The following is a 22,118-nucleotide window of genomic DNA, read 5'->3' as shown; positions in this document are numbered from 1 at the left end:
GGCGAAAAATAAGGCGCTTGATGAATACCAAGCGCCTATATGTATGCTTTCAACATCAACCTGCACGAGGCGTTAGTCTTGGGCTAATTCTTTTTCTAACTGTTGGGCGATGGCTTCGGGCGATCCGCTGTTGCGGGCAAAGAGTCCATAAGCGGCGGGGATCACGAAGATAGTGAATAAGGTTGCCAGTAAAATCCCCGACAACACCACTACACCAATCACAAAACGAGTTTCAGCACCCGCGCCTACCGCCAATACCAATGGCACGGCACCAGCGGCAGTGGTGATCCCTGTCATTAAGATAGGCCGTAACCGCTGCGCTGACGCTTGGATAATGGCCTTATCAAAATCAACGCCTTTATCCCGCAATTGGTTAGCAAACTCGACAATCAAGATGCCATTTTTCGCGGCTAACCCGACCAGCATAATAATGCCTATCTGACTGTAAATATTAAGACTCTGCCCCGTAAGCCACAAACCAATTAATGCACCGACGGTAGCCAGCGGCACAGTAAGCATGATCACCACAGGGTGGATATAACTCTCAAACTGCGCCGCGAGCACGAGGAATACAATCCCCAGTGCGAGGATGAATACGAAGTACATAGAGCTACCCGACTCTTGATAATCGAGGGATTGGCCCTTGTAGCTAATCACCGCTTCCGCTGGCAAATAGGTACGCGCCAATTGATTCATATAATCAAGGGCTTCACCTAGACTATAACCATCTTCCAAACTGGCTTCTATGGTGATCGCGCGCATACGGTTGTAACGATTCAGCGAACTGGCGTCGGCAAACTCCTCCACAGTCACTAAGTTAGACAGCGGAATAAGCTCCTGACTGCGCTCGGAACGAACATAGATATTTTGCAGATCCGCCGCAGTATTTTGATTATCGCGCTCGCCTTCAACGATCACATCGTATTCTTCACCGTCACGCATAAACGTCGTCACTAAGCGTGAGCCCAGCATGGATTCCAACGTACGACCAATGTTTGAAATCGACACCCCAAGGCTCGCGGCTCTGTCTCTGTCGATGACGACTCGAAGTTGAGGCTTAGTCTCTTTATAATCGTGATCTAATCCCAATAATTTAGGATTCTGTGCCGCCTTTTGCATCATGATATCGCGCCAGCGGGCAAGCTCTTCGTAGCTAGGTCCACCAATCACAAATTGCACAGGTTTACCTACGCCGCGACCAAAGGCTTGGCGCATTACAGGGAACGCTTGCACTCCGGCGAGATTGGCAAGACGCTTATTAATGTCGACGATAACTTCCTTTACAGGACGACGTTTGCCCCAGTCTTCCAGTACTATGATTGCCATACCGTTAGAGAAATCCGCCGCGCGGCCAAAGCCACGGGGGGCACGAATGAGCAGACGTTTGATATCACCCGTTTCGACCAATGGCATCAAGCGGTTTTCCACTTCATTCATATAGGATTCTATGTATTCGTAACTCGCGCCCTGTGGCCCGTTGACCATCAAGAATAACGAACCACGGTCTTCCTGTGGCGCAAATTCTTGCGGTACTTTTTGGACTAAATAGACACTAGAGCCTAATGCGACTAACACCAGAATCGACACTAATATCGGGTGAGCCATGGCGGATTTTAAGGACAATTGATACCGGTTTGACACTTTTGTCATTATGCCGTCGACCTTACACACCAACCAAGAATCCTGCGAGCTCGGCTTAAGCAACTTAGAGCACATCATGGGCGTGAGTGTGAGCGCCACTAGGCTAGAGAACAGCACGGCCGCACTCATGGTCACGGCAAACTCTTTAAAGAGTTTACCTAAATCACCTTCAAGGAAAGTGATTGGCATAAATACCGCGACCAACACGAGTGTGGTCGCGATAACAGCAAAAGCCACTTCACGCGCACCGAGAAAAGCAGCTTTGAGTGGTGAATCTCCTTCTTCGATACGTCTATGAATGTTTTCCAGCATCACAATCGCATCATCCACCACCATACCGATGGCGAGGATCATCGCCAATAAGGTCAAGAGGTTAATGGTATAACCTAGCGCATATAGCACAATAAAGGTGCCGAGCAGAGACACTGGCACAGTGATCGCGGGGATCAACATAGCGCGCACGCTGCCAAGAAACAAATAAATCACGATAATCACTAAAATCATCGCAGTGAACAGGGTTTGATACACTTCTTTAATCGAGGCTTCGATAAACACTGAGCTATCATAACTGCGTTTAATCGACATCCCCGCTGGCAAAGTCGGGTTGATTTTGTCAACCAGCGCGTTCACTGCGCGCGCCACTTCTAACGTATTGGCGGTTGACTGTTTAGACACGCCTAAACCTATCATTGCCTCTTTGTTGCCACGGAACATAATCCGCTCTTCATCAGAGCCAATTTCCACCCGTGCGACATCGCTCAGTTTGACTAAATAACCGTCTTCCCCTTGGGTGATCACTAAGTTTGCGAAATCTTCGGCAGTGCGATAACCCCGCTCCAGTCGCACTGTAAAGTGCCGCTCCTTCGACTCTATCGAACCTGCAGGTAACTCGACGTTCTCAGCTCTGAGCGCGGCCTCAACATCGGCAACCGTTAAACTGCGAGAAGCCAAGGCTTGTCTGTCAAGCCAAACGCGCATGGCGTAAACCTTACCGCCACCAATACGCATCCGCGCCACACCATCGACCACCGAAAAGCGGTCCGACAAATAACGGTTGGTGTAATCGGTCAATTCTAGGGTCGTCATTTGATCCGACACGAGATTGAGCCACATGATCACTTCATCACTGCCATTGGCCTTTTGTACTTCTGGGGGATCAGCTTCATCGGGTAAATTGTCGAGTAAACCTGAGATCCTGTCGCGCACATCGTTAGCTGCATCTTCAATATTACGACTAATATCAAACTCTAAGGTAACCGATGAGCGGCCATCACTGCTCGATGAACTCACGTGACGAATACCTTCGACGCCACTGATCCTGTCTTCAATCAATTGGGTAATGCGGCTTTCCACCACAGCAGCACTGGCACCGCGGTAATTCGTGTCGATAGATACCACTGGTGGATCTATATTCGGGTATTCGCGTAGGGGCAATTTATCAAAGGAGACAAGCCCGAAAGCGACCAGCAGCAAGCTGATCACTGAGGCAAATACGGGACGTTTGACCGAGAGATCAGTAAGGATCATACACTTGGCTCCGCGTTCTTATCGGCAAGATAACTAAACTTTTCCGCGAACTCAGTTTGCACTTTATCCCCAGGATGAACTTTCAGTAAGCCGCGGATCACCACGTTTTCGCCCAAGGCTAAACCGTCTAAGATCTCCACCCAGCCACGGGTGCGAATACCAATAGTGACTTGTTTACGTTCAATCACCTTGTCAGCATTGACGCTATAAACATAATGGCTGTTTTGGATCGGGATAATGGCAGATTCAGGCAACATCAAGGCCTCGCGGCTACGCTTGATGAGTTTGACCTTCATCAACATGCCCGGTAATAAACGCAGCTCAGGATTGGGGATTTCGGCGCGAACGATCACTGTACGCGTGGTTGGATTCACGCGGCTATCAATCGATGTCACCACACCTTTGAAAGTCACATCAGGGAAAGCGACCGCTTTGGCTTCAACCTTTTTACCTGGCTCTAAATCTTGAATAAAGCGCTCTGGCACTGAAAAATCGAGCTTAATGGTAGAAATATCATCCAATGTCGTAATCACAGTGCCGGGCGACACTAAGCTGCCCACACTGATTTGACGTAAACCTAAACGGCCATTAAAAGGCGCCAGAATACTGCGATCATTGAGTGATGATTGTGCCTGTTCGAGCTCAGCACGGGTGGTATCAATAAGGGTTTGTAATCTGTCGCGTTCTAACTCGGCCACAGTGCGGCTAGTCACCAACGAACTGATCCGAGCTAATTCACGTTGATTATCACTGACTTTGACTTGCGCGGCTTTAACCTTAGCGATCTGCTCAGCATTTTGCAGTTGGACTAATAACTCGCCCTTTTTAACGATATCGCCGTCGTCAAATTTAAGCGCTATCACCATGTCGGTGACTTTAGGCGTTATCGTTACAGATTCTGCGGCTTTATTGCTACCAATAGCTTCAACTTCATCGCGAATGGGCGCCATAGCTGCAGTGGCAATCACTACATTAGGTATGAGTTTAATCTGGGCTGCAGCAATCTCTTGCGGTTGCATGGCTTGGTATCCAAACCATGCCGCGGCCAATATGGCGATTATTAGAATAATTTTTTTCATCGGGCTTCCAAGGAATGACTCGCATTAATGACGGCTAGTTTACTCACTCACATCATCGCATCAATACGTTTTACTTTTTCTTACAAATTACGCTGATAGCGCAAAATATGTATGATTAAGTGTCTTTGGCGATATCAATGGCTGAGTTGCCAGAATGCAGTACGATAACAAGGTTGTTAAGTGATTAATTTTACTTATCACCAGTAACTCAATATTTATCACTAAAACCATTTGAAAAAGATTGGTATATAGATAATTAAACTCTGAAACACAGATCGCCTAGATAATCGACAATCCCCTACTTAAAACTCAAATCGCAGCCAATAAAAAAGGGCGATAATTCGCCCTTTTCTAGTCAACTGCTGAAATTAACGTATTTGACGTTCTTCTTTCATCAGGTTTGACAGTGACTGGTACACATTGCTAACCACTTCATCGCTTAATGGCTGATCTTCGTTATCGCGAAGGAAGATTTTCGTTTCTTCTGGAGTATCACCATCTTCAAGCAGTAAACGGTAGCTACCTTCTTTCAGTGCTAACTTATCTTCGCCCCACAATGAACTCCAGAAACCAGAGTTATCGTCAAACTTGATAAAGTACAATCCTTTAGCACTATCCATATCGGCAATTTCAAAGCCCATTTCTGGTAGCACTATGCGTAGACGATCCCACACTTGCTTGTAAGAGGCTTTAGCAGACCAGTAAGCTTTACCTTCTTCAGGCGTCACGAGATCAACATTAATACCTAAGGTTTGCTTCAAACGATTCGATTGGATCGCTTGGTCGCGCTTAACGCTGATATACGCAATGGCGCTGTTCAGCATATCAATAGTGTATCTTTGCTTATCTTCACCGCTTAATAAAACTTGTTGCGCTTTATCGTCGTAGAACTCTTCGTGTTCAACTAAGTGAATAACGATATTTGCAGTACGACCATGTGGACGCGTTTCCACGTCAAAACGATAGCGTTGGCGCAACAGATAAACTTTATCCGAGCCCCACATGCTCGATTCAATCACTTCACGGCTTTCAATCCAATCGGTTTCTATGTTGCCTTTGTCAAAATCACGGCTACGAACAGCAATACCTTTTTGAGCAAAGAAACCATCTAAGTTTGTGAAGATTTCTTGTTTCAAATCCACAGCATTGTCGATGGATTCAACCACGATTTTAATGTTGTCACTGCCCTCTTCCACATGAGTACCTTCCGCCATTGGCAGTACTTGCAGTGGCGGACGGATATCTAAGTTTTTGCCATACAGCGAAGCATTCACTTTAGAACCCAGTGCTGGTACATCGAATTCTTTATTGTAGGGTGGCGTTTTTAATCCCGCGGGGATCTTAAGCAAAGGCGCTTGCTCGGCCTGAACATAGTCGTCGTTACCGTTCGCTTGGCGGCGATCAAGTGGCGAACTACAGGCTGCAACCGCAGCAACTAAGATCAGTGGAGTGACTTTCTTTAACATTAATTATTTAACCTCTATCTGGGCACGAGTCATTGCTTCTATCAACAGACCATGACATTGCTCAGAAAGTTCAGTCAAAGGTAAACGAATATGGCCACATTCAATCAAACCCATACGATGGGCCGCCCATTTTACTGGGATAGGGTTGGCTTCACAAAACAGTGTGCTATACAAACCGCGCAGCGGGGTATCTATGCTCTGAGCCAGCTCGGTATTGCCAGCGAGCGCCGCATCACACATAGCTTTAAAAGCCTTTGGTACTATGTTGTTAGCCACAGAAATTACGCCATTTCCACCTAAGAGTAAGAACTCTCTGGCAGTGGCATCATCACCGCTATACAAGAGGAAATCGTCGCCGCACAGTTCGCGCAGACGTTTTACACGGGATAAGTCACCTGTCGCCTCTTTTACACCAATAATGTTGCTCACGCTAACAAGCTCGGCAACAGTTTCTGGCAGCATATCAACGGCAGTACGACCTGGAACATTATAAAGAATTTGTGGAATATCTGTGCTAGCGGCCACGGTTTTATAATGCGCAATCAATCCCTTAGGCGTTGGCTTATTATAATATGGCGTTACGCCAAGCATAGCGGCAACACCCACCTTAGATAAGGACTTGGTGAGCTCAACGGCTTCAGATGTGGCATTGGCGCCATTGCCACCAATGACAGGAACACGTCCCGCAGCAAATTTAACGGTTTGTGAAACGACCGCTACATGCTCAGGCATAGGCAGAGTCGCTGACTCGCCAGTAGTACCAACGGCCACAATGGCATCTGTGCCTTGGTCAATATGGAATTCGACTAACCTTTCAAGACTTGCAAAATCTACTGAGCCATCACTGTTCATTGGCGTGATTAAGGCTACGATGCTTCCGTTTATCATCTGACTTTCCCCAAGATTTCAGGATTCGCTATGGTACTGATGCCAACCACTAATGACAAGCATTAACGGGGCTCTCAAATTGAATTAGTTATGGTAGCATTACATCCCGCACAAAAACTCAGCTTTAACCCTGAGTTTTCGCTCTATGATATCGAAAAAGTGAGGAAAATTCATGACCAATTTCCTGGTCGTAACAGCGATGGGTCTCGACCGTCCTGGACTTGTAAGTAAACTAGCTCGACTTGCCAGTGACTGTGACTGCGATATCGTCGACAGCCGTATGGCATTATTTGGTAACGAATTTACCCTGATTATGATGTTGTCTGGCTCGTGGGCATCAATAACGAAAATTGAAAGTATGTTCCCCAGTCTGAGCGTTGAGTTAGAACTGCTGACGGTGATGAAACGCACCTCTAAACACACACCACAAAACTACCTTTCTCGCCTCGAAGTACGCTTCACGGGTAAAGACCAACGCGGCACCATTAAACGCATTACCCAGTTCCTTGCTGACAGGTCATTAGATCTTGCCGCAGTACGTTCATTTTCTGAGGAACTCCCCGGTGGTGAACAAACGCAAAATGTGTCGCTAACCATTAATATTCCTGAAAAAGTTGAACTAGAAAAGCTCGAACAGAGTATCTATCAGCTCGCCCAAGATATGACCTTAGATTGTACTATTCGTCGTATGGAAGGCACTGCCATCTTAGAGGACAGAGGATAATAGATGAATACCTTAACGGCTGGGGCAAAAGCGCCTCACTTTACACTGCAAGATCAACATGGCAACTCAGTATCGCTGGCAGACAGCCTTAAGCAAGGCCCTGTTTTAGTGTATTTTTACCCGAAAGCATCAACGCCGGGTTGCACAGTTCAAGCCTGCGGCCTACGTGACAGTAAAGCCGAGCTCGATAGTCATAATGTCACTGTATTTGGCATTAGCCCAGATCCTGTGGCTAAACTGGCTAAATTTGCAGAGAAACAAGCACTCAACTTCACTTTACTGAGCGATGAAGACCACAGTGTCGCCGACGCTTTTGGGGTCTGGGGTGAAAAGAAATTCATGGGAAAAACCTATGATGGCATTCATAGATTAAGCTTCCTTATCAATACCGACGGCGCCATCGCCCACGTATTCGATAAGTTTAAAACCAAAGATCACCATGAAGTCGTACTCGCGCAAATCGCGGGTTAATGACTAATATGACGACGAATACAAGGCTTCAAGCTGCTGCTTTAATCGGCACAAAAGTGTAAACGTCGTGAGTTGAACTTGGCAGCCTGAATAAATAATCGGCAATCGATAACGAAAAGGTCCTGAAATCAGGACCTTTTTCATGAAAAATTTTCACTTTCATATCACAAGATGCAGTCAAACCGAGCAAAAAATCCGCAAAAGTATTCAGCTATGCCCGTATTCTATGGCATCCCAACACCGGTTATCCTGCCACATAGGGCCAAATAATCGCAGCGGCAATGCTCCACATGGTTAACCAAATAAAACGGTCGAGGTAACGCCATGCCGCTGGGCGAGTAAAAATGGGCGCTAACAAACGCGCACCAAAACTTAAGCCAAAAAACCAAATAAATGATGCCAGTACAGCACCCGCGCCAAACCAAGGCCGATCGAAATCATCAAATTGAGTGCTAATGCTGCCGAGCAACACCACAGTATCAAGATACAAATGCGGATTAAGCAAACTGATCCCAAGCGTCGTCAGTACGGCTTTCTTAAATGTGTCCGCATTATCGGCCTGATCCATCTCAATGCCCTTAGCCACAAACGACGCCTTTAGCGCATTCGCACCATACCAAAGTAGAAACGCGGCGCCACCGAAACTCGCCACATGCTTAATAGTGGGAAACGACTCAATAATATGTCCTAGCCCCGCGACACCCGCAGTGATCATCAGCGCATCAATGATAGAGCAGAGCAAGGCTATCGGTAATGTGTACGAGCGCTTAATGCCTTGCTTGAGCACAAAGGCATTTTGTGCGCCCACAGCAATAATCAAACTCCCACCAATCCCCATACCCTGTATAAATGCCGCTTGCATAACCACCTCTCATATTCAAAGAAGGCGCTAGCATAGTCAAAACAACAAAATTAATATAACTAATGTTTTTTATGTATCATAAGTAAAATTAATAACCGTCCAAACACACTCATTTGAGGATGACTATGCTGGAATACGCGAATCTCAAAGCGCTCGCCGTTGTGGTCTCGGAAGGTGGCTTCGACCGCGCCGCCAAAGTGCTGCACATCACCCAGTCGGCTGTATCACAGCGCATTCGACAACTTGAAGAAAAAGTCGGTCAGTCACTGCTTATTCGCTCCAATCCTGTGGTCGCAACGCCCACAGGTAAGCGTCTGCTGCGTCACTATTCACAGGTACAATTACTCGAAAGTGAATTAAGAGCTGAGATGGACGCCGACGATCCCAACCATCCAACCACAGTGCGCATCGCTGTAAATGCCGACAGTTTGGCCACGTGGTTTTTACCTGCGCTAGCAGGCATGTTCAGTCGCCACGCTTGGTTATTGGAATTAATTGTCGATGATGAGTCCTACACCCATCATCTATTGAAAAATGGTGAAGCGGTCGGATGTGTCACCACAACAGAAGTGCCGATGGCGGGTTGCAGCAGTGAATTTTTAGGCACGATGGAATATTTGTGTGTGGCCACGCCCGAATTTGCCGCACGCTATTTTAGCGATCTGAGCGATACTCCATCATTTAGTGACACCTCGTCATTCAACGCCATCAACCAAGTTCAGTTAGCAAAGGCGCCAGCAGTAGTGTTCTCCACCAAAGATAAGTTGCATGAGAAGTTTCTCGCCCAGTATTTCAATATGACCCCAGGGCAATGGTGGCAACATACTATCCCCTCTTCCGAGAGCTTTTTAGAAGCGATTAACTTGAGTTTAGGTTATGGGCTCGTTGGGCATTTACAAGCTAAACCATTAATCGATAAAGGGATACTGATTGAGATCACCCCAGAACGGCGCATGCGCGTACCGCTGTTTTGGCAGCATTGGAATATCAAAGCAAAACAAACGACACTGGTTTACCGTGCCCTTGCGGCAACCGCGCAGCATAATTTGCTGCAGGCATAAAAAATCGGGCTCAAACCAAAGTTTGAGCCCGATGTTAAAAGTCTTAAATCTAATATCAAGTGAGTCTTAAGCACTCAGATTTGACATTTAAGAGTTAAGAGTTAACTCACTCTTTTATTAGCTCGCTCTTAACGCAGCAATACGTTTCTCTAATGGAGGATGACTCATCATCATTTCTGCCATTGAACGTTTGCCGTTAATACCGAAGGCTGACATTTGTGCAGGCATTGCCGTACTTTCAGGGCCTTGGCGTAAACGCTCAAGCGCAGCAATCATCTTACCTTTACCCGCTAAACGTGCCGCACCTTCATCGGCTTTGTACTCACGAATACGTGAGAAGTAAGCGACGATAATTGAAGCCAAGATACCGAATAGCATATCCAGTACGAAAACAACAGCCATGTAAGCGAACATACCTAAACCTTCGCCTTCTTCATCATTACTCGACACGAAGTTGTTGATAATACCAGCAACCACGCGGGCCGCGAAGATCACGAATGTGTTAACCACACCTTGGATCAGTGTCAAGGTCACCATGTCACCGTTAGCAACGTGGCTCACTTCGTGGGCTAATACGCCTTCAATTTCATCTTGGCTCATGCCATATAACAGACCCGTACTGACAGCCACTAATGAATTGTCTTTACTTGGACCAGTAGCGAACGCATTCATGTCAGGCGATTGATAAATCGCCACTTCTGGCATTTTAATCCCCGCTTGCTTAGCTTGACGGGCAACCGTCTCCACTAACCAACGTTCGGTACTGTCACGTGGGGTGGTGATGACTTCACAACCCATGGTCTTTTTCGCCATCCATTTTGAAATGGCTAAGCTGATAAAGGCCCCACCGAATCCAAAAATGGCAGCGAACACCAGCAGTCCACCCATAGTAGACGTGTTCACGCCTAGAATAGACATTACAATTGAGGCTACTAGCAACACAGCTAGGTTAGTCGCAATCAATAGAAATATACGCTTCATTTCAGCTCCTTTAGGGCAAGAATAGGCCATTTAACTTTGTTCAAAGACATAATATGTCCAAATCATCGAAATTCAAGTGGTAAAAGAAAAGAGTTTTTAAAATAGGTTATCTTTCTCGTATATAGACACTGCCTTTCATGGCCGAGAGTCTAGGGACAGTATATTAATCGAAACTTAAACTTATGCCCAAGCAACCTCAAGATACGAGTTTCATCGCGTTCTGAGAGCTTTAATTCAAGGCGCATCAATCACTGACTTTTGCATTGATGCCACACAGAAGTAGAATGCCCCGAACGCTCCATCTTGGTGGGGATCACTATCTTGAAAAACACCGCCGCTAGCCGTGCTAGAGCGTAATTCTGCTTTAACTCTCTATGTTTATCGGAATTAATCTTTGTTAACATACCAATACACTCCGAGATTTCAGGATACAAAATGACAATCAACGCCCTACTACTGAGCAGCTCTCGTGTCGGTGATACGCCTTATCTTGCCCACGCGATCCCTTTTATTAAACCGCTCACCGCCAACGCACAAAAATGGATTTTTATCCCCTATGCAGGGGTTAGCATGAGTTATGACACTTATTTAGCGTCTGTCGTGACTGGGCTAGCTGAGCTTGAACTCGATATCAGTGGTATTCATCAGCATCCAGACCCTAAACAAGCAATAAAAGATGCCGATGGAATTTTAATCGGTGGGGGTAACACCTTTCACCTGTTACACCAACTATATCATTATGATCTGGTCGCGCTTATTCGTGAGCAAGTCGCCCTTGGTAAACCTTATATCGGCTGGAGCGCGGGTTCAAACGTATCGGGACTGAGTATTCGCACCACTAATGATATGCCGATCATCGAACCGCCTTCGTTCAACGCATTAAACTTAGTGCCGTTCCAGCTCAATCCACACTATTCCAATTACCAAGCACCGGGCCACAATGGTGAAACCCGTGCCCAACGGTTATTAGAATTCACTAAAGTCGACCCATTAACCCCAGTGATCGGCATAGTTGAAGGCTCAGCTTTGTGGCGACAAGGAGACACACTATCACTCTTAGGTGACAAACCTGCGTATTTATTCTGTGGTGAGCAGCAAGAGATCCTAATTCCTGTGGGCAGTGACCTATCGCACTTACTCAAGTCCTAATATCCACGTTAGCATATCTAAATGGGCTCACAGTTAACACCGTGAGCCTGAATCACTCATTAGCAATAATTAAGATTAACCATTTGATATTGTAAGTTTTTAATTAACACTCTCGATTCAACTGCGCCAATTTTGTGTAAAAACGCCACTGAATTCAATGAGAACAGTGTTAGCTCAGCCAAGACAGTTTTTACTGCAGTACCAATTGCGATTACTTATCGTAAAATCACACTGCAAAGTATTGAGAACGGCACCTAAAATAGCGCCAAGCATAATTTATGTTACAAATATCTAGCTACGCAGGTAAAATTATCCCTCACCTCAGCTACTCGAATCCCACGACTGAGGATTTTATAGCAGACAAGTTATTAATATTTAGGGATTAGATAGACTGAAGCATATATTGTGCCTATGAATCAGCGTCATTTTAGTAAGGAGTTTCCATTTTGCGAATGAATCTTATGATGAATTACCCTACCGGTTATCCGGCATTACTCAAAAAACTACCTTTTGTCATCTTGACCGCCATCGTCTATGTCGTCGGCATAAGCAACGTCAATGCCGCAGCGGCAGAGACAACACCAACGCCTGCACCAGAGAAGAAATCTAAAAAATTCTCCCAAGACACAGTCATTGAACTCGCTCAACAACTGTCGCAAAAGCCATTTAAAGAAGCGAAAAAAGCACCTAAAGAACTGGTTGATCTCGATTTCGCGACCTATGGCAAAATCAATTACCAAGAAAATGCCGCGATTTGGGGCGGAACACCGACCAAATTTTCGGTACAACTTTTTGCTCCAGGCTTTCTCTATAAAAACCTTGTCGATATCGACGTGGTCGAAAACAGCAAAGCTATTCCAATTGAGCTAACAGAAGCTTCGTTCGATGTCCCTAACGACACCATTGAAAAACTCATCACTCAAGTGGGCCAATACGCGGGTGTGCGTTTACATTACCCTATAAATGATGATGAAATAAAAGATGAATTCATCATGTTTCAAGGTGCGAGCTATTTTCGCGTACTTTCTAAAGGGCAAACCTATGGCTTGTCTAATCGTGGTTTAGCGATTGATGTCGCTCAGCCAAAAGGTGAAGAATATCCCCTGTTTAAGCGTTTCTGGGTCGAGCGCCCATCTAAATATCAGACGGCAATTGTGGTTCATGCTCTGCTAGATAGCCAAAGTGTCACTGGCGCCTATCGTTTTGGTATTTATCCCGGTGCACCATCACGTGTCGAAGTGGATGTAACTTTATTCCCACGCAAAGATATCCAGCATGTGGGTCTTGCACCGCTGACCTCTATGTTCCTCTTTGGCGGACTCGATAACTCAGATAAACCCGATTACCGCCCACAAGTACATAACTCCGACGGCCTACAAATCGATCGCGGTAATGGCGAACGCCTATGGCGCCCATTAAATAATCCTAACAAACTCCAGATCAGTGCTTTTGGCGATGAAGATATAAAGGGATTTGGTCTTATACAGCGCCATCGTAAATTTGAAGACTATCAAGATCTGAGTGCAAACTATCAACTTCGACCTTCAGCATGGATTGAACCCCTCAATGATTGGGGCAAAGGCCAACTGGTGTTGCTTGAAATTCCCTCTAATGCTGAAACCAACGACAACATAGTTGCCTATTGGGAGCCGCAAGGTGGACTGAAAAAGGATCAGCCCTATAAATACTCCTATCGCATAACGGCCTCAAACGACAGCCCTTCTACGGCGTCAAAAGCACGTGTTGTCCGCAGCACTAAGGGGCAAGTGTTAGCAAAAGGCAAAGAATTACTTATCGATTTCAGTAACATCAAGCCGCAAGATATTGATAAAATTAGCATCGATGCCAGCATCAGCAAAGGTAAAATCCTGTCGTCTCGGATTGTCGCCCACCCAGACATCAATGGCGCTCGAGTATTTATCAGCTTCGAACCAGAAAGTACCAATGTAGCCGAACTGAGAATACAGCTTAAGAAAGATGATAAACCACTTGCAGCGACTTGGCTGTACCGCTGGAATAGCGATGATTGGCAATAAGCTGATATTCACGAGTATCACTGTCTAACAAGCATAAACTGCCCGAGTAAAGTGAATAAAAAGCGCCAGTATTTACTGGCGCTTTTTTATACCTAGGGTTTTATTTATAGGCTTACTATTTATAGGTTTTATCTCTAGCATAAATAGAACAAGCCAAGGCTAAAAACTCACGACCTGCTTTTCAGCAAACATAATCCCATACCTTATCGCTCGACTTCTCTGCCAGCATAACTACTGGCTTACTTCAAAATGACACTATCAGCTTAAAACATAGCACTATTGTGTGATTTTAGGGTTATTAGCCTTTCCTGATGTGCGTAGCAGCAAAGACCTCTGCGAACTAAAGTAAGCAGTACGTTAAGTGCGTCAGTCAAGTTTGACCTTAAACCCCTCACGAAGAATGCTGACTAAAAGTAGAAATCTAAATGCAAAAAAGCCTCGATATAAATATCGAGGCTTTTTCTTTTTTGGTACCCGAGGCCAGACTTGAACTGGCACGCTGTTACCAGCGAGGGATTTTAAATCCCTTGTGTCTACCGATTCCACCACTCGGGCAAACGCTGAATATTAATGACGGGAATCATGTCAAAAATATTATTAACTCTACATCATTAACGCTTAACACTAATAAATCTATTTAACAAAGCCTATTGAAGATTCGGACTTTATTTTTACCATCACGACCAAAATAATGGTACCCGAGGCCAGACTTGAACTGGCACGCTGTTACCAGCGAGGGATTTTAAATCCCTTGTGTCTACCGATTCCACCACTCGGGCAAACTCTTGATATTAACGACGGGAATCGTGTCATTAATATTTTAATCTATGGAGGCGCGACCCGGAGTCGAACCGAGATCGACGGATTTGCAATCCGCAGCATAGCCATTCTGCCATCGCGCCATAGTTGCTAACTCATGTTGAGTAGAATTAGACTTTAAAAATATTGGAGCGACATATCGGGTTCGAACCGATGACCTATACCTTGGCAAGGTATCGCTCTACCAACTGAGCTAATGTCGCATCTTGTTTTACTATTCACTCAGATAAACAAAGCATTTCACTTTATTACCTAGCTAATATCAAACATCAATATTGGGTATCGTTAAGACTTTGTTTGCACATTGCCTCTTGTCTACGGGGTGGCATTCTACCGATTTACCACCCAGTGTCAACCGCTGTTTTATCGATAACTTACTGCTTGCACACTAAATAATCTCTTTGATTTTTTATTGCACTATTCAGCGGTAAGATCTTTCCAAGCGGCTAAAATGTAACTCATCATTGACCAAAACGTTAATACAGCGGCGATATATAACAGTACAAATGCGGCATTCGTCATTAAAGGATTGTATTGCCAAATCAGCCCAATAATTGCCACCATTTGCGCAGCCGTCTTATATTTACCAATCCAAGACACGGCGACAGTACCACGTTTACCAATTTCAGCCATCCATTCCCTCAACGCTGAAATGACAATCTCGCGACCTATCATAAACAGGGCGGGCAACGTCAGCCAGATATTCGCGTATTGATCGACCAACAAAACTAAAGCTGTAATCACCATCAACTTATCAGCGACTGGGTCAAGAAAAGCGCCAAAACGAGTTAATTGTTTCAATTTACGGGCAGCATAACCATCTAATGCATCCGTTAACGCCGCAAGCCAAAAGGTAAATGCGGCAACAAAAGGGGTCCAGTCATAGGGTAAATAAAACAGCACCACAAAAATGGGCAGTAAAAAAAGCCTGAAAAGAGTTAATGCTATAGGTAAGTTAAACGGCATGATCAAACCAGTTAGTCAAAAGCAGCGCCAATCTTGCCTTAATTTTATCACCCTCGCAATGCATCATGAATGGTTTGTGCCATTTCTATGCTGATCCCTGGTACTTTGACTAATTCCGCCACACTTGCCCCTTTCACTTCCTGTAAGCCTCCTAAATGCTGTAACAAAGCTTTACGACGTTTAGGACCAATACCAGGGATAGATTCCAGTGTTGAAGTATTACGGGTTTTCTGGCGACGGTTACGGTGGCCAGTGATTGCAAATCGATGGGATTCATCACGAATATGTTGGATAAGGTGCAGTGCTGGCGAATCCCCTTCGAGGGAAAAGCTGGTTTCGGTATCCCCTAAGATCAAGGTTTCAAGCCCAGGTTTACGGCCCTCACCTTTCGCCACCCCAATAAGCTGCGGCGCTTTATCCAAATGAACAAACTTTTCATCCACTATCTTTTGGGCAATACGCAACTGCCCGAGTCCACCATCGATAAACAGAATGTCAGGGATTTTACCGCCTGCCTCAATCTTATCGAAACGGCGACTTACCGCTTGCTTCATCGCCGCATAATCATCACCCGGTGTAATACCGTCAATATTATAACGACGATATTCGCCTTTATGCGGCCCTTCACGATTAAACACCACACAGGAGGCAACGGTGCTCTCTCCCATGGTATGACTGATATCGAAACATTCCATCCGCTGGATAGGCCCACTCAACTCTAAGATTTCTTCGAGTAACACAAAACGCTGTTCGACGGTGTTCTTATGGGATAGGCGCGTAACCACTGCATTCGTCGCATTAGTCACGGCTAAACGTAAGAAGCTCGCCCTGTCGGCGCGAACATTGGTCTTAATCGAAAACTTTTTATCTAGCGCCTCTGAAATCGCCGCTTCAAGTTCATGTAATTCTTCAAAACTATGGCTAATCACCACTTCTTTTGGAATAGTGCGTTGAATATCTGCATTTAAATAAAACTGTAGGATAAAGGAGCGTAGCACCTCATCCATATCAGTTTGGGCTGGCACTGAAGGATAATAACTACGACTGCCAAAAATTTTACCTTCGCGGATAAATAGCAGGTGGAAACAGGCGATGCCTGACGCATAATGCACCCCAATAACATCCATATCGCCTTTATTATTAGAGACTTCCTGTTGCTCGGCAACTTTACGCAGCGCCATGATCTGATCGCGAAATCGTGCAGCCTGTTCATAGGCCTGCTGCTCGGCCGCAAGTTCCATTTTATCAACCAAGGCGCTGATCACTTGCTGATCTTTCCCCTTTAAAAACAGGCTGGCTAATTTCACTTGCTCATCATAATCAGCGTTACTGACTTTGCCCACGCAGGGCGCGCTACAGCGAGACAGTTGATATTGCAAACAGGGGCGTGAGCGCGATTTGTAGTAAAGATCGTCACATTGACGAATAGGAAACAGCTTCTGCATCAAATGCAGGCTTTCACGCACGGCGCCGCCATTGGGATAAGGACCAAAATAGTGGCCTTTTTCCCGCTGCGGACCGCGATGATAGGCGAGCCTTGGGTGTTCGTGCTGGCTTAATAAGATGTAAGGATAAGATTTGTCATCACGCAATAACACATTGTATTTTGGCATGTATTGCTTGATGTAATCATTCTCAAGCAACAGAGCATCTGTTTCACTGTGGGTCAGCGTCACATCAATATGGTGAATATGTGAAACTAAGGCTTGGGTCTTAACATTACCGAGGTTTTTACGAAAATACGAGCTGAGCCGTTTTTTAAGATCTTTGGCTTTACCCACATAAATGACGTCATTCTTGACGTCATACATGCGATAAACCCCAGCGGAGGATGAAACAGTACGTAAGAAACTTTGGGCGTTAAATTCATTAGACATCATTCACACCCACAGTTTTGGAGACTTAACACAAACAACATAGGAACATATAACCCAAGAACTCGCTAGATTAAAGTCATCGACCAACGCAATCCACTTTCCATTAAAAATGGCCAGCATCCAACATCTTATAGCGAATAGCTAACCGCGTTAGTTCGACATCACCACTGATCCCCAGCTTAGCAAATAAACGATAACGGTAACTGTTAACGGTTTTAGGACTTAAGTTCAGTTGCTCAGAAATATCGTTAACCTTCTCGCCATTGGTGATCATCAACATGATCTGTAACTCACGCTCGGACAAAGACTTAAACGGGTTTTCATCGGCAGGATTAAACTGACTCAGCGCCATCTGTTGGGCAATTTCTGGGGACAAATAGCGTTGTCCGCGAGAGACCTGACGTATCGCTTGCAATACTTCTGGTGGCGTCGCTCCTTTTGTTAAATAGCCCGAAGCGCCAGCCTGCATCACCTTACTTGGGAACGGATCTTCCGTGTGTACAGTTAATACAATAATTTTTGCATGGGGTTGATATCGTAAAATTTTTCGAGTGGCTTCCAATCCGCCCATCCCAGGCATATTCATATCCATTAAGATCACATCCGCTTCATTTTGGCGAGCCCACTGCACCGCAGTCTCACCATCAGGGGCTTCGCCCACGACTTTGATCCCACGTTCATCTTCCAAGATGCGGCGGATCCCAGTTCTCACAAGCTCATGATCGTCAACCAAATATATCGAAATCAACTTAACCCACCTTTTACAATTTACAGCTCGATCCGTGTGTTAGAAAAAGCAACATGGCAAACGGATAACGAGTTCATAGGGCTAATTTAGCCCAACAACCCCATTTCGCAAAGCATAAATTCAACATTGTTAACTAGATGATATTTAAAGGAAGGATTCCAGAATAGCATACCAATAAAAAGCGTTTAAAAACGAAGCAATAACCCCAGAATGACCAGCCTAAAATCCCTGTTAAATCGATATCAAAGTATCCAGAAAATATAGGCAATTTTTCAGTTCAAGAAAAACAAAAGGCCACCATTACTGATAGCCTTTCACGTGAAAATAGCAGAAGAGATACGCTTAGAATCAGGAACCTAAGGTTTTTAAATAGCTTAAATGCAAAAAGGCGTAGGAGCTGCGCTTAGAATGGAGAACCCTAGTTCAAATTTCACACACAAAAAAGGCCATGAATAAACATGGCCTTTTTTGTAAAATATGGCGGAGGAGCAGGGATTTGAACCCTGGGTGGGCTATAAACCCACGCCGGTTTTCAAGACCGGTGCATTAAACCACTCTGCCACCCCTCCGAACGAGCGAGATAATAGCTATCTCTGTCGCCACTGTAAACTCAAATTTATGGTTAATAGTGTTGATTGACTATTTCATATTCACTTAAATCGAAAGCAGTGAACAACAAAGGGCTTAGGATGAGAAAACTGAAATGAAAATTGCACAAACAAAAAAGGCCATCAGTAATGATGGCCTTTTCCGTGAATATGGCGGAGGAGCAGGGATTTGAACCCTGGGTGGGCTATAAACCCACGCCGGTTTTCAAGACCGGTGCATTAAACCACTCTGCCACCCCTCCGAACGAGCGAGATAATAGCTATCAACTACTCTGCTGTAAACCCTTAATTTAAAGAAGCAATCTACATGGTCAATCTACATCCAATCCGCTTAAAAATATCGCGTTATTCAACTTATCTTTGAATCCCTTATCAGTTGAAGCGCCATTTTAAGGTGGCACACTTCACACTATATTAAGACTAAGCTCGATTGATATTGATTAAACGGTCAGATAGTTTCTGCATCTCAAGGCTTAACACATCAAGCGCCGTTGCATCGAGGGAGTTATCTTCACTGATGCTATTTATTCGCACCGCCAACTCATTAATTTCTTGAGTGACTTGGCTTTGCTGCTGAGCAGCTAACGCGATTTGTTGAGCACGCTGTGAAATATCATCGAAACTTTGTACGGTACTCGATAGAGAATTGGCAGCGCCCTCAGCCTCCGCAACCGCATGGACAGTGCGGGACTCCCCTGCTTGCATTGCTTGCACAGCGAGCCGCGAAGCCGATTGCAAAGCGTTAATCATGGTACTAATTTCGTTGGCCGAATCTTGAGTACGCCCCGCAAGGGTTCGAACTTCATCAGCAACGACTGCAAAACCGCGGCCCTGATCGCCCGCTCTAGCCGCCTCAATTGCCGCATTAAGAGCGAGCAAATTAGTCTGCTCAGAAATCGCCTTAATCACATCTAATACAGCGCCCACCTTTTGGCTGTCTTGGGCCAATTGGGATATCACCTTAGTTGCGTTGGCAATTTCTCCTGATAATGCCTCGATGGAAGTATTGCTGGCTGCAACACGGGTTTGCCCTTCTCGCACTACAATCAAAGACGATTGCGCAGTTGCAGCACAGTCATTGGTATTATTCGCGACTTCCATAGCGCTTGAAGACATTTGCGTTATCGCAGCGGCTAATTGTGCACTCTCCAGCCGCTGTTGCTCTGCGCGCTGAGCTAACTTACGGCTAAGTCCGCTTAATTGCGTTGCCTCAAATTGAATTTTCTTCGCTTCTTGAGTGATCAGATCTAACATTGCCCTTAACGTCCCTGCATAGGTGTTTACGGCTCGGCGCAAAGCACCAATCTCATCATCCCGCTGAATTTGCAGTTCAACATTCGCCCCCAAACTACCGCTCCCAAGGGAAGCAATTTGATCTGTGGTTTCCTCAAGTTGCGCCAACAGTTTTTTACCCGATAACCAAGCCAGAGAAAGTAAAATGGCGAGTAATGGTAATAAAAACAATAAAATATCAAATGTTAGCTCACGGGCAAGCCCTGTGACTCGCGTTTTAGGCGTCACAAGGCCAATCACCCATCCGGTATCAGGCATCACAAAAAGACTCACCTCACTCGCCTGATTAAGTCTTCCATCCTTATTTAAGCTTACAGACACCACTTTGTTGATTGAGGTTTGCTTAAGTGCAGTTTCAACGGGGGCAAGCCAAGGTAACTGCCCGACGAGATCCGTAAAACGTAACAAAGTGTCGGACTTATTCGTTTCAGGAAAATGTAAGATATTACCTGCTTGGTCTAAAGCAAAAGCATAACCGTCAGTCACATTGCCATGTTCTGTTAAAAATTTAGCTAAATCATCAAGTTTTAAATCTATCGTTGCGACCCCTGCAAATGTCCCCGAGAGACGATATGGCACACTGCATGTCACCATAGCCACCTTTGTGACTGGATCTTGATAAGCCTCTGACCATAAACATTGAGATACTGAGCTAGTCCGCGCGCCCGTATACCAAGGATCATTATGATACCCAGGGCCAGATGGCGCATTATAGTCATCCGAATAAGCCAGTAGATTATCGCTACCACGGGCCCAGAAAAAACTGTGGCGGACACTCCCAGCGACGAATTTATCTGGCTCAGGCCAGATCCCGCCCCCAGCGATAGTGAGATCGCCATTGTTATCAATCAAATTAGGTAAGGAGCTAAGATAAAGAGCTTGCTCGTGGGGCAACACTTCGGCGAGGTGTGCAAGGCTTAAAGTAATCCCCTCAATGCTTGCCAACTTAAGTGCGAGTTGCCTTACGATACTGCTCCCCGTTTGCTCAATTAACTCTTGACTCGCCGCCACCACTCGAGGCTGCCCTCGAAGTGACATCACACCAAAAACCGCGAGCCCAGTCAGTAGAAGCAGCACTACGCTGCCCATTGTGAGCCGCTGCGAAATACGTGTAGGTAACAACATAGCTTTCTCTACTTAAAATAAGTCACCCTGATGGGAGAATTGTTCGGCCGTATGCTCCAAGACTGTCGAGAATCATACGTCGCACCATCCTAGTGCAAATTTTAAAGGCCATAAAAACCATTAACTTGGCCACAAACTTAGTGTAGACCATAAATGAGAAGCGCGGATAAAAAAGGCCATCATTACTGATGGCCTTTCTCGTGAATATGGCGGAGGAGCTCCGCTTCAAATCAGGAACCCAAGGGTTCAAATTGCACAAACAAAAAAGCCATCATTACTGATGGCCTTTCTCGTGAATATGGCAGAGGAGCTGCGCTTCAAATTAGGAACCCAAAGGTTCAAACTGTATAAATGCAAAAAGCCGCTAATTGCTTAGCGGCTTTTTGGCTAAATATGGCGGAGGAGCTGAACTTAGAATGAGGAACCTTGGTTCAAATTACACAAACAAAAAAGGCCATCATTACTGATTGCCTTTCTCGTAAATATGGCGCAGGAGCTGCGCTTCAAATCAGGAACCCAAGGGTTCAAACTGTATAAATGCAAAAAGCCGCTAATTGCTTAGCGGCTTTTTGACTAAATATGGCGGAGGAGCAGGGATTTGAACCCTGGGTGGGCTATAAACCCACGCCGGTTTTCAAGACCGGTGCATTAAACCACTCTGCCACCCCTCCGAACGCCGAAAATAATATAAGTATACCGCTAACTTGTAAACCTCAATTTTTAAATATCGAGTCAAATGCTCAACTTATGTTCACCCCGATGTTTTTTACAACAAATACATGCCCAGTTTCAAGGAA

The 22,118-nt window shown here is 45.4% G+C and carries 15 protein-coding genes and 7 tRNA genes; 5 read left to right on the top strand and 17 right to left on the bottom strand.

All coding sequences use genetic code 11. The features are described 5' to 3' along the window. Positions 1-72: 72 nt before the first annotated feature. The 4 genes from KO537_RS18955 to dapA form a co-directional block, all read right to left on the bottom strand. Complete coding sequence (locus KO537_RS18955; RefSeq protein WP_219235335.1) at positions 73-3,168, bottom strand: efflux RND transporter permease subunit; 3,096 nt, start codon at positions 3,166-3,168, stop codon at positions 73-75. Further along, positions 3,165-4,247 (bottom strand): efflux RND transporter periplasmic adaptor subunit, encoded by a 1,083-nt coding sequence (locus KO537_RS18950; RefSeq protein WP_219235333.1) that lies wholly within the window; start codon positions 4,245-4,247, stop codon positions 3,165-3,167. The genes KO537_RS18955 and KO537_RS18950 overlap by 4 nt, the downstream gene beginning before the upstream one ends. 368 nt (positions 4,248-4,615) lie before the next feature. Beyond that, on the bottom strand, positions 4,616-5,713 hold the full coding sequence (gene bamC / locus KO537_RS18945; protein WP_219235331.1) for an outer membrane protein assembly factor BamC: 1,098 nt from the start codon (positions 5,711-5,713) through the stop codon (positions 4,616-4,618). Positions 5,714-5,716: 3 nt separating this feature from the next. Beyond that, complete coding sequence (dapA, locus tag KO537_RS18940; protein WP_219235330.1) at positions 5,717-6,601, bottom strand: 4-hydroxy-tetrahydrodipicolinate synthase; 885 nt, start codon at positions 6,599-6,601, stop codon at positions 5,717-5,719. Between the two features lie 172 nt (positions 6,602-6,773). Between dapA and KO537_RS18935 the strand changes: the two genes are divergently transcribed. Beyond that, positions 6,774-7,325 carry an ACT domain-containing protein gene (locus KO537_RS18935; RefSeq protein ID WP_028759648.1) on the top strand — a complete coding sequence of 184 codons (552 nt, stop codon included), beginning with the start codon at positions 6,774-6,776 and terminating at the stop codon, positions 7,323-7,325. Positions 7,326-7,328: 3 nt separating this feature from the next. Next, positions 7,329-7,796 carry a thioredoxin-dependent thiol peroxidase gene (bcp, locus tag KO537_RS18930; RefSeq protein ID WP_028759647.1) on the top strand — a complete coding sequence of 156 codons (468 nt, stop codon included), beginning with the start codon at positions 7,329-7,331 and terminating at the stop codon, positions 7,794-7,796. Between the two features lie 244 nt (positions 7,797-8,040). Here the strand turns inward: bcp and KO537_RS18925 are convergent, their stop codons facing one another. Then, positions 8,041-8,658, bottom strand: a complete 618-nt coding sequence (locus tag KO537_RS18925; RefSeq protein WP_113940882.1) for a LysE/ArgO family amino acid transporter — start codon at positions 8,656-8,658, stop codon at positions 8,041-8,043. A 125-nt stretch (positions 8,659-8,783) separates the two neighbouring features. Between KO537_RS18925 and KO537_RS18920 the strand changes: the two genes are divergently transcribed. Further along, complete coding sequence (locus KO537_RS18920) at positions 8,784-9,719, top strand: LysR family transcriptional regulator ArgP (protein WP_219235328.1); 936 nt, start codon at positions 8,784-8,786, stop codon at positions 9,717-9,719. 117 nt (positions 9,720-9,836) lie between these two features. On the opposite strand, the gene htpX is transcribed toward KO537_RS18920, so the two are convergent. After that, positions 9,837-10,700 (bottom strand): protease HtpX, encoded by an 864-nt coding sequence (htpX, locus tag KO537_RS18915; RefSeq protein ID WP_006082065.1) that lies wholly within the window; start codon positions 10,698-10,700, stop codon positions 9,837-9,839. A gap of 435 nt (positions 10,701-11,135) precedes the next feature. Between htpX and pepE the strand changes: the two genes are divergently transcribed. Continuing rightward, positions 11,136-11,849, top strand: a complete 714-nt coding sequence (gene pepE / locus KO537_RS18910; protein ID WP_219235326.1) for a dipeptidase PepE — start codon at positions 11,136-11,138, stop codon at positions 11,847-11,849. Between the two features lie 446 nt (positions 11,850-12,295). After that, positions 12,296-13,885, top strand: coding sequence for a glucan biosynthesis protein G (locus tag KO537_RS18905; protein ID WP_173244287.1), 1,590 nt, complete (start codon positions 12,296-12,298; stop codon positions 13,883-13,885). Positions 13,886-14,353: 468 nt separating this feature from the next. On the opposite strand, the gene KO537_RS18900 is transcribed toward KO537_RS18905, so the two are convergent. The 11 genes from KO537_RS18900 to KO537_RS18850 form a co-directional block, all read right to left on the bottom strand. Continuing rightward, a tRNA-Leu gene (locus KO537_RS18900) sits at positions 14,354-14,440 on the bottom strand. A gap of 137 nt (positions 14,441-14,577) precedes the next feature. After that, a tRNA-Leu gene (locus KO537_RS18895) sits at positions 14,578-14,664 on the bottom strand. Positions 14,665-14,713: 49 nt separating this feature from the next. Beyond that, positions 14,714-14,787, bottom strand: a tRNA-Cys gene (locus KO537_RS18890). A gap of 44 nt (positions 14,788-14,831) precedes the next feature. After that, a tRNA-Gly gene (locus tag KO537_RS18885) sits at positions 14,832-14,907 on the bottom strand. 214 nt (positions 14,908-15,121) lie between these two features. Next, entirely contained in the window at positions 15,122-15,670 is a 549-nt protein-coding gene (gene pgsA / locus KO537_RS18880) for a CDP-diacylglycerol--glycerol-3-phosphate 3-phosphatidyltransferase (protein WP_028759642.1), read from the bottom strand. A 47-nt stretch (positions 15,671-15,717) separates the two neighbouring features. After that, positions 15,718-17,547: an excinuclease ABC subunit UvrC gene (gene uvrC, locus KO537_RS18875; RefSeq protein WP_219235324.1), complete on the bottom strand. Its 1,830-nt coding sequence runs from the start codon at positions 17,545-17,547 to the stop codon at positions 15,718-15,720. Between the two features lie 103 nt (positions 17,548-17,650). Continuing rightward, on the bottom strand, positions 17,651-18,295 hold the full coding sequence (uvrY, locus tag KO537_RS18870; RefSeq protein ID WP_006082070.1) for a UvrY/SirA/GacA family response regulator transcription factor: 645 nt from the start codon (positions 18,293-18,295) through the stop codon (positions 17,651-17,653). 478 nt (positions 18,296-18,773) lie between these two features. Continuing rightward, positions 18,774-18,864, bottom strand: a tRNA-Ser gene (locus tag KO537_RS18865). A gap of 190 nt (positions 18,865-19,054) precedes the next feature. Then, positions 19,055-19,145: transfer RNA gene (locus KO537_RS18860), tRNA-Ser, on the bottom strand. 178 nt (positions 19,146-19,323) lie between these two features. Further along, positions 19,324-21,321, bottom strand: a complete 1,998-nt coding sequence (locus KO537_RS18855; protein WP_219235322.1) for a methyl-accepting chemotaxis protein — start codon at positions 21,319-21,321, stop codon at positions 19,324-19,326. 580 nt (positions 21,322-21,901) lie between these two features. Continuing rightward, a tRNA-Ser gene (locus tag KO537_RS18850) sits at positions 21,902-21,992 on the bottom strand. Positions 21,993-22,118 lie beyond the last annotated feature (126 nt).

The sequence above is a fragment of the Shewanella sp. NKUCC01_JLK genome, assembly GCF_019345615.1.
GTDB classification, from domain to species: domain Bacteria; phylum Pseudomonadota; class Gammaproteobacteria; order Enterobacterales; family Shewanellaceae; genus Shewanella; species Shewanella oncorhynchi.
The sequence above is the reverse complement of the archived record's forward strand: the minus strand, read 5'-3'. Positions and strand labels throughout refer to the sequence as shown.

Coding starts and splice junctions, on each gene's coding strand:
- KO537_RS18955 (WP_219235335.1), bottom strand. CDS start 3,168: ATGATCCTTACTGATCTCTCGGTCAAACGTCCCGTATTTGCCTCAGTG.
- KO537_RS18950 (WP_219235333.1), bottom strand. CDS start 4,247: ATGAAAAAAATTATTCTAATAATCGCCATATTGGCCGCGGCATGGTTT.
- bamC (WP_219235331.1), bottom strand. CDS start 5,713: ATGTTAAAGAAAGTCACTCCACTGATCTTAGTTGCTGCGGTTGCAGCC.
- dapA (WP_219235330.1), bottom strand. CDS start 6,601: ATGATAAACGGAAGCATCGTAGCCTTAATCACGCCAATGAACAGTGAT.
- KO537_RS18935 (WP_028759648.1), top strand. CDS start 6,774: ATGACCAATTTCCTGGTCGTAACAGCGATGGGTCTCGACCGTCCTGGA.
- bcp (WP_028759647.1), top strand. CDS start 7,329: ATGAATACCTTAACGGCTGGGGCAAAAGCGCCTCACTTTACACTGCAA.
- KO537_RS18925 (WP_113940882.1), bottom strand. CDS start 8,658: ATGCAAGCGGCATTTATACAGGGTATGGGGATTGGTGGGAGTTTGATT.
- KO537_RS18920 (WP_219235328.1), top strand. CDS start 8,784: ATGCTGGAATACGCGAATCTCAAAGCGCTCGCCGTTGTGGTCTCGGAA.
- htpX (WP_006082065.1), bottom strand. CDS start 10,700: ATGAAGCGTATATTTCTATTGATTGCGACTAACCTAGCTGTGTTGCTA.
- pepE (WP_219235326.1), top strand. CDS start 11,136: ATGACAATCAACGCCCTACTACTGAGCAGCTCTCGTGTCGGTGATACG.
- pgsA (WP_028759642.1), bottom strand. CDS start 15,670: ATGCCGTTTAACTTACCTATAGCATTAACTCTTTTCAGGCTTTTTTTA.
- uvrC (WP_219235324.1), bottom strand. CDS start 17,547: ATGTCTAATGAATTTAACGCCCAAAGTTTCTTACGTACTGTTTCATCC.
- KO537_RS18855 (WP_219235322.1), bottom strand. CDS start 21,321: ATGTTGTTACCTACACGTATTTCGCAGCGGCTCACAATGGGCAGCGTA.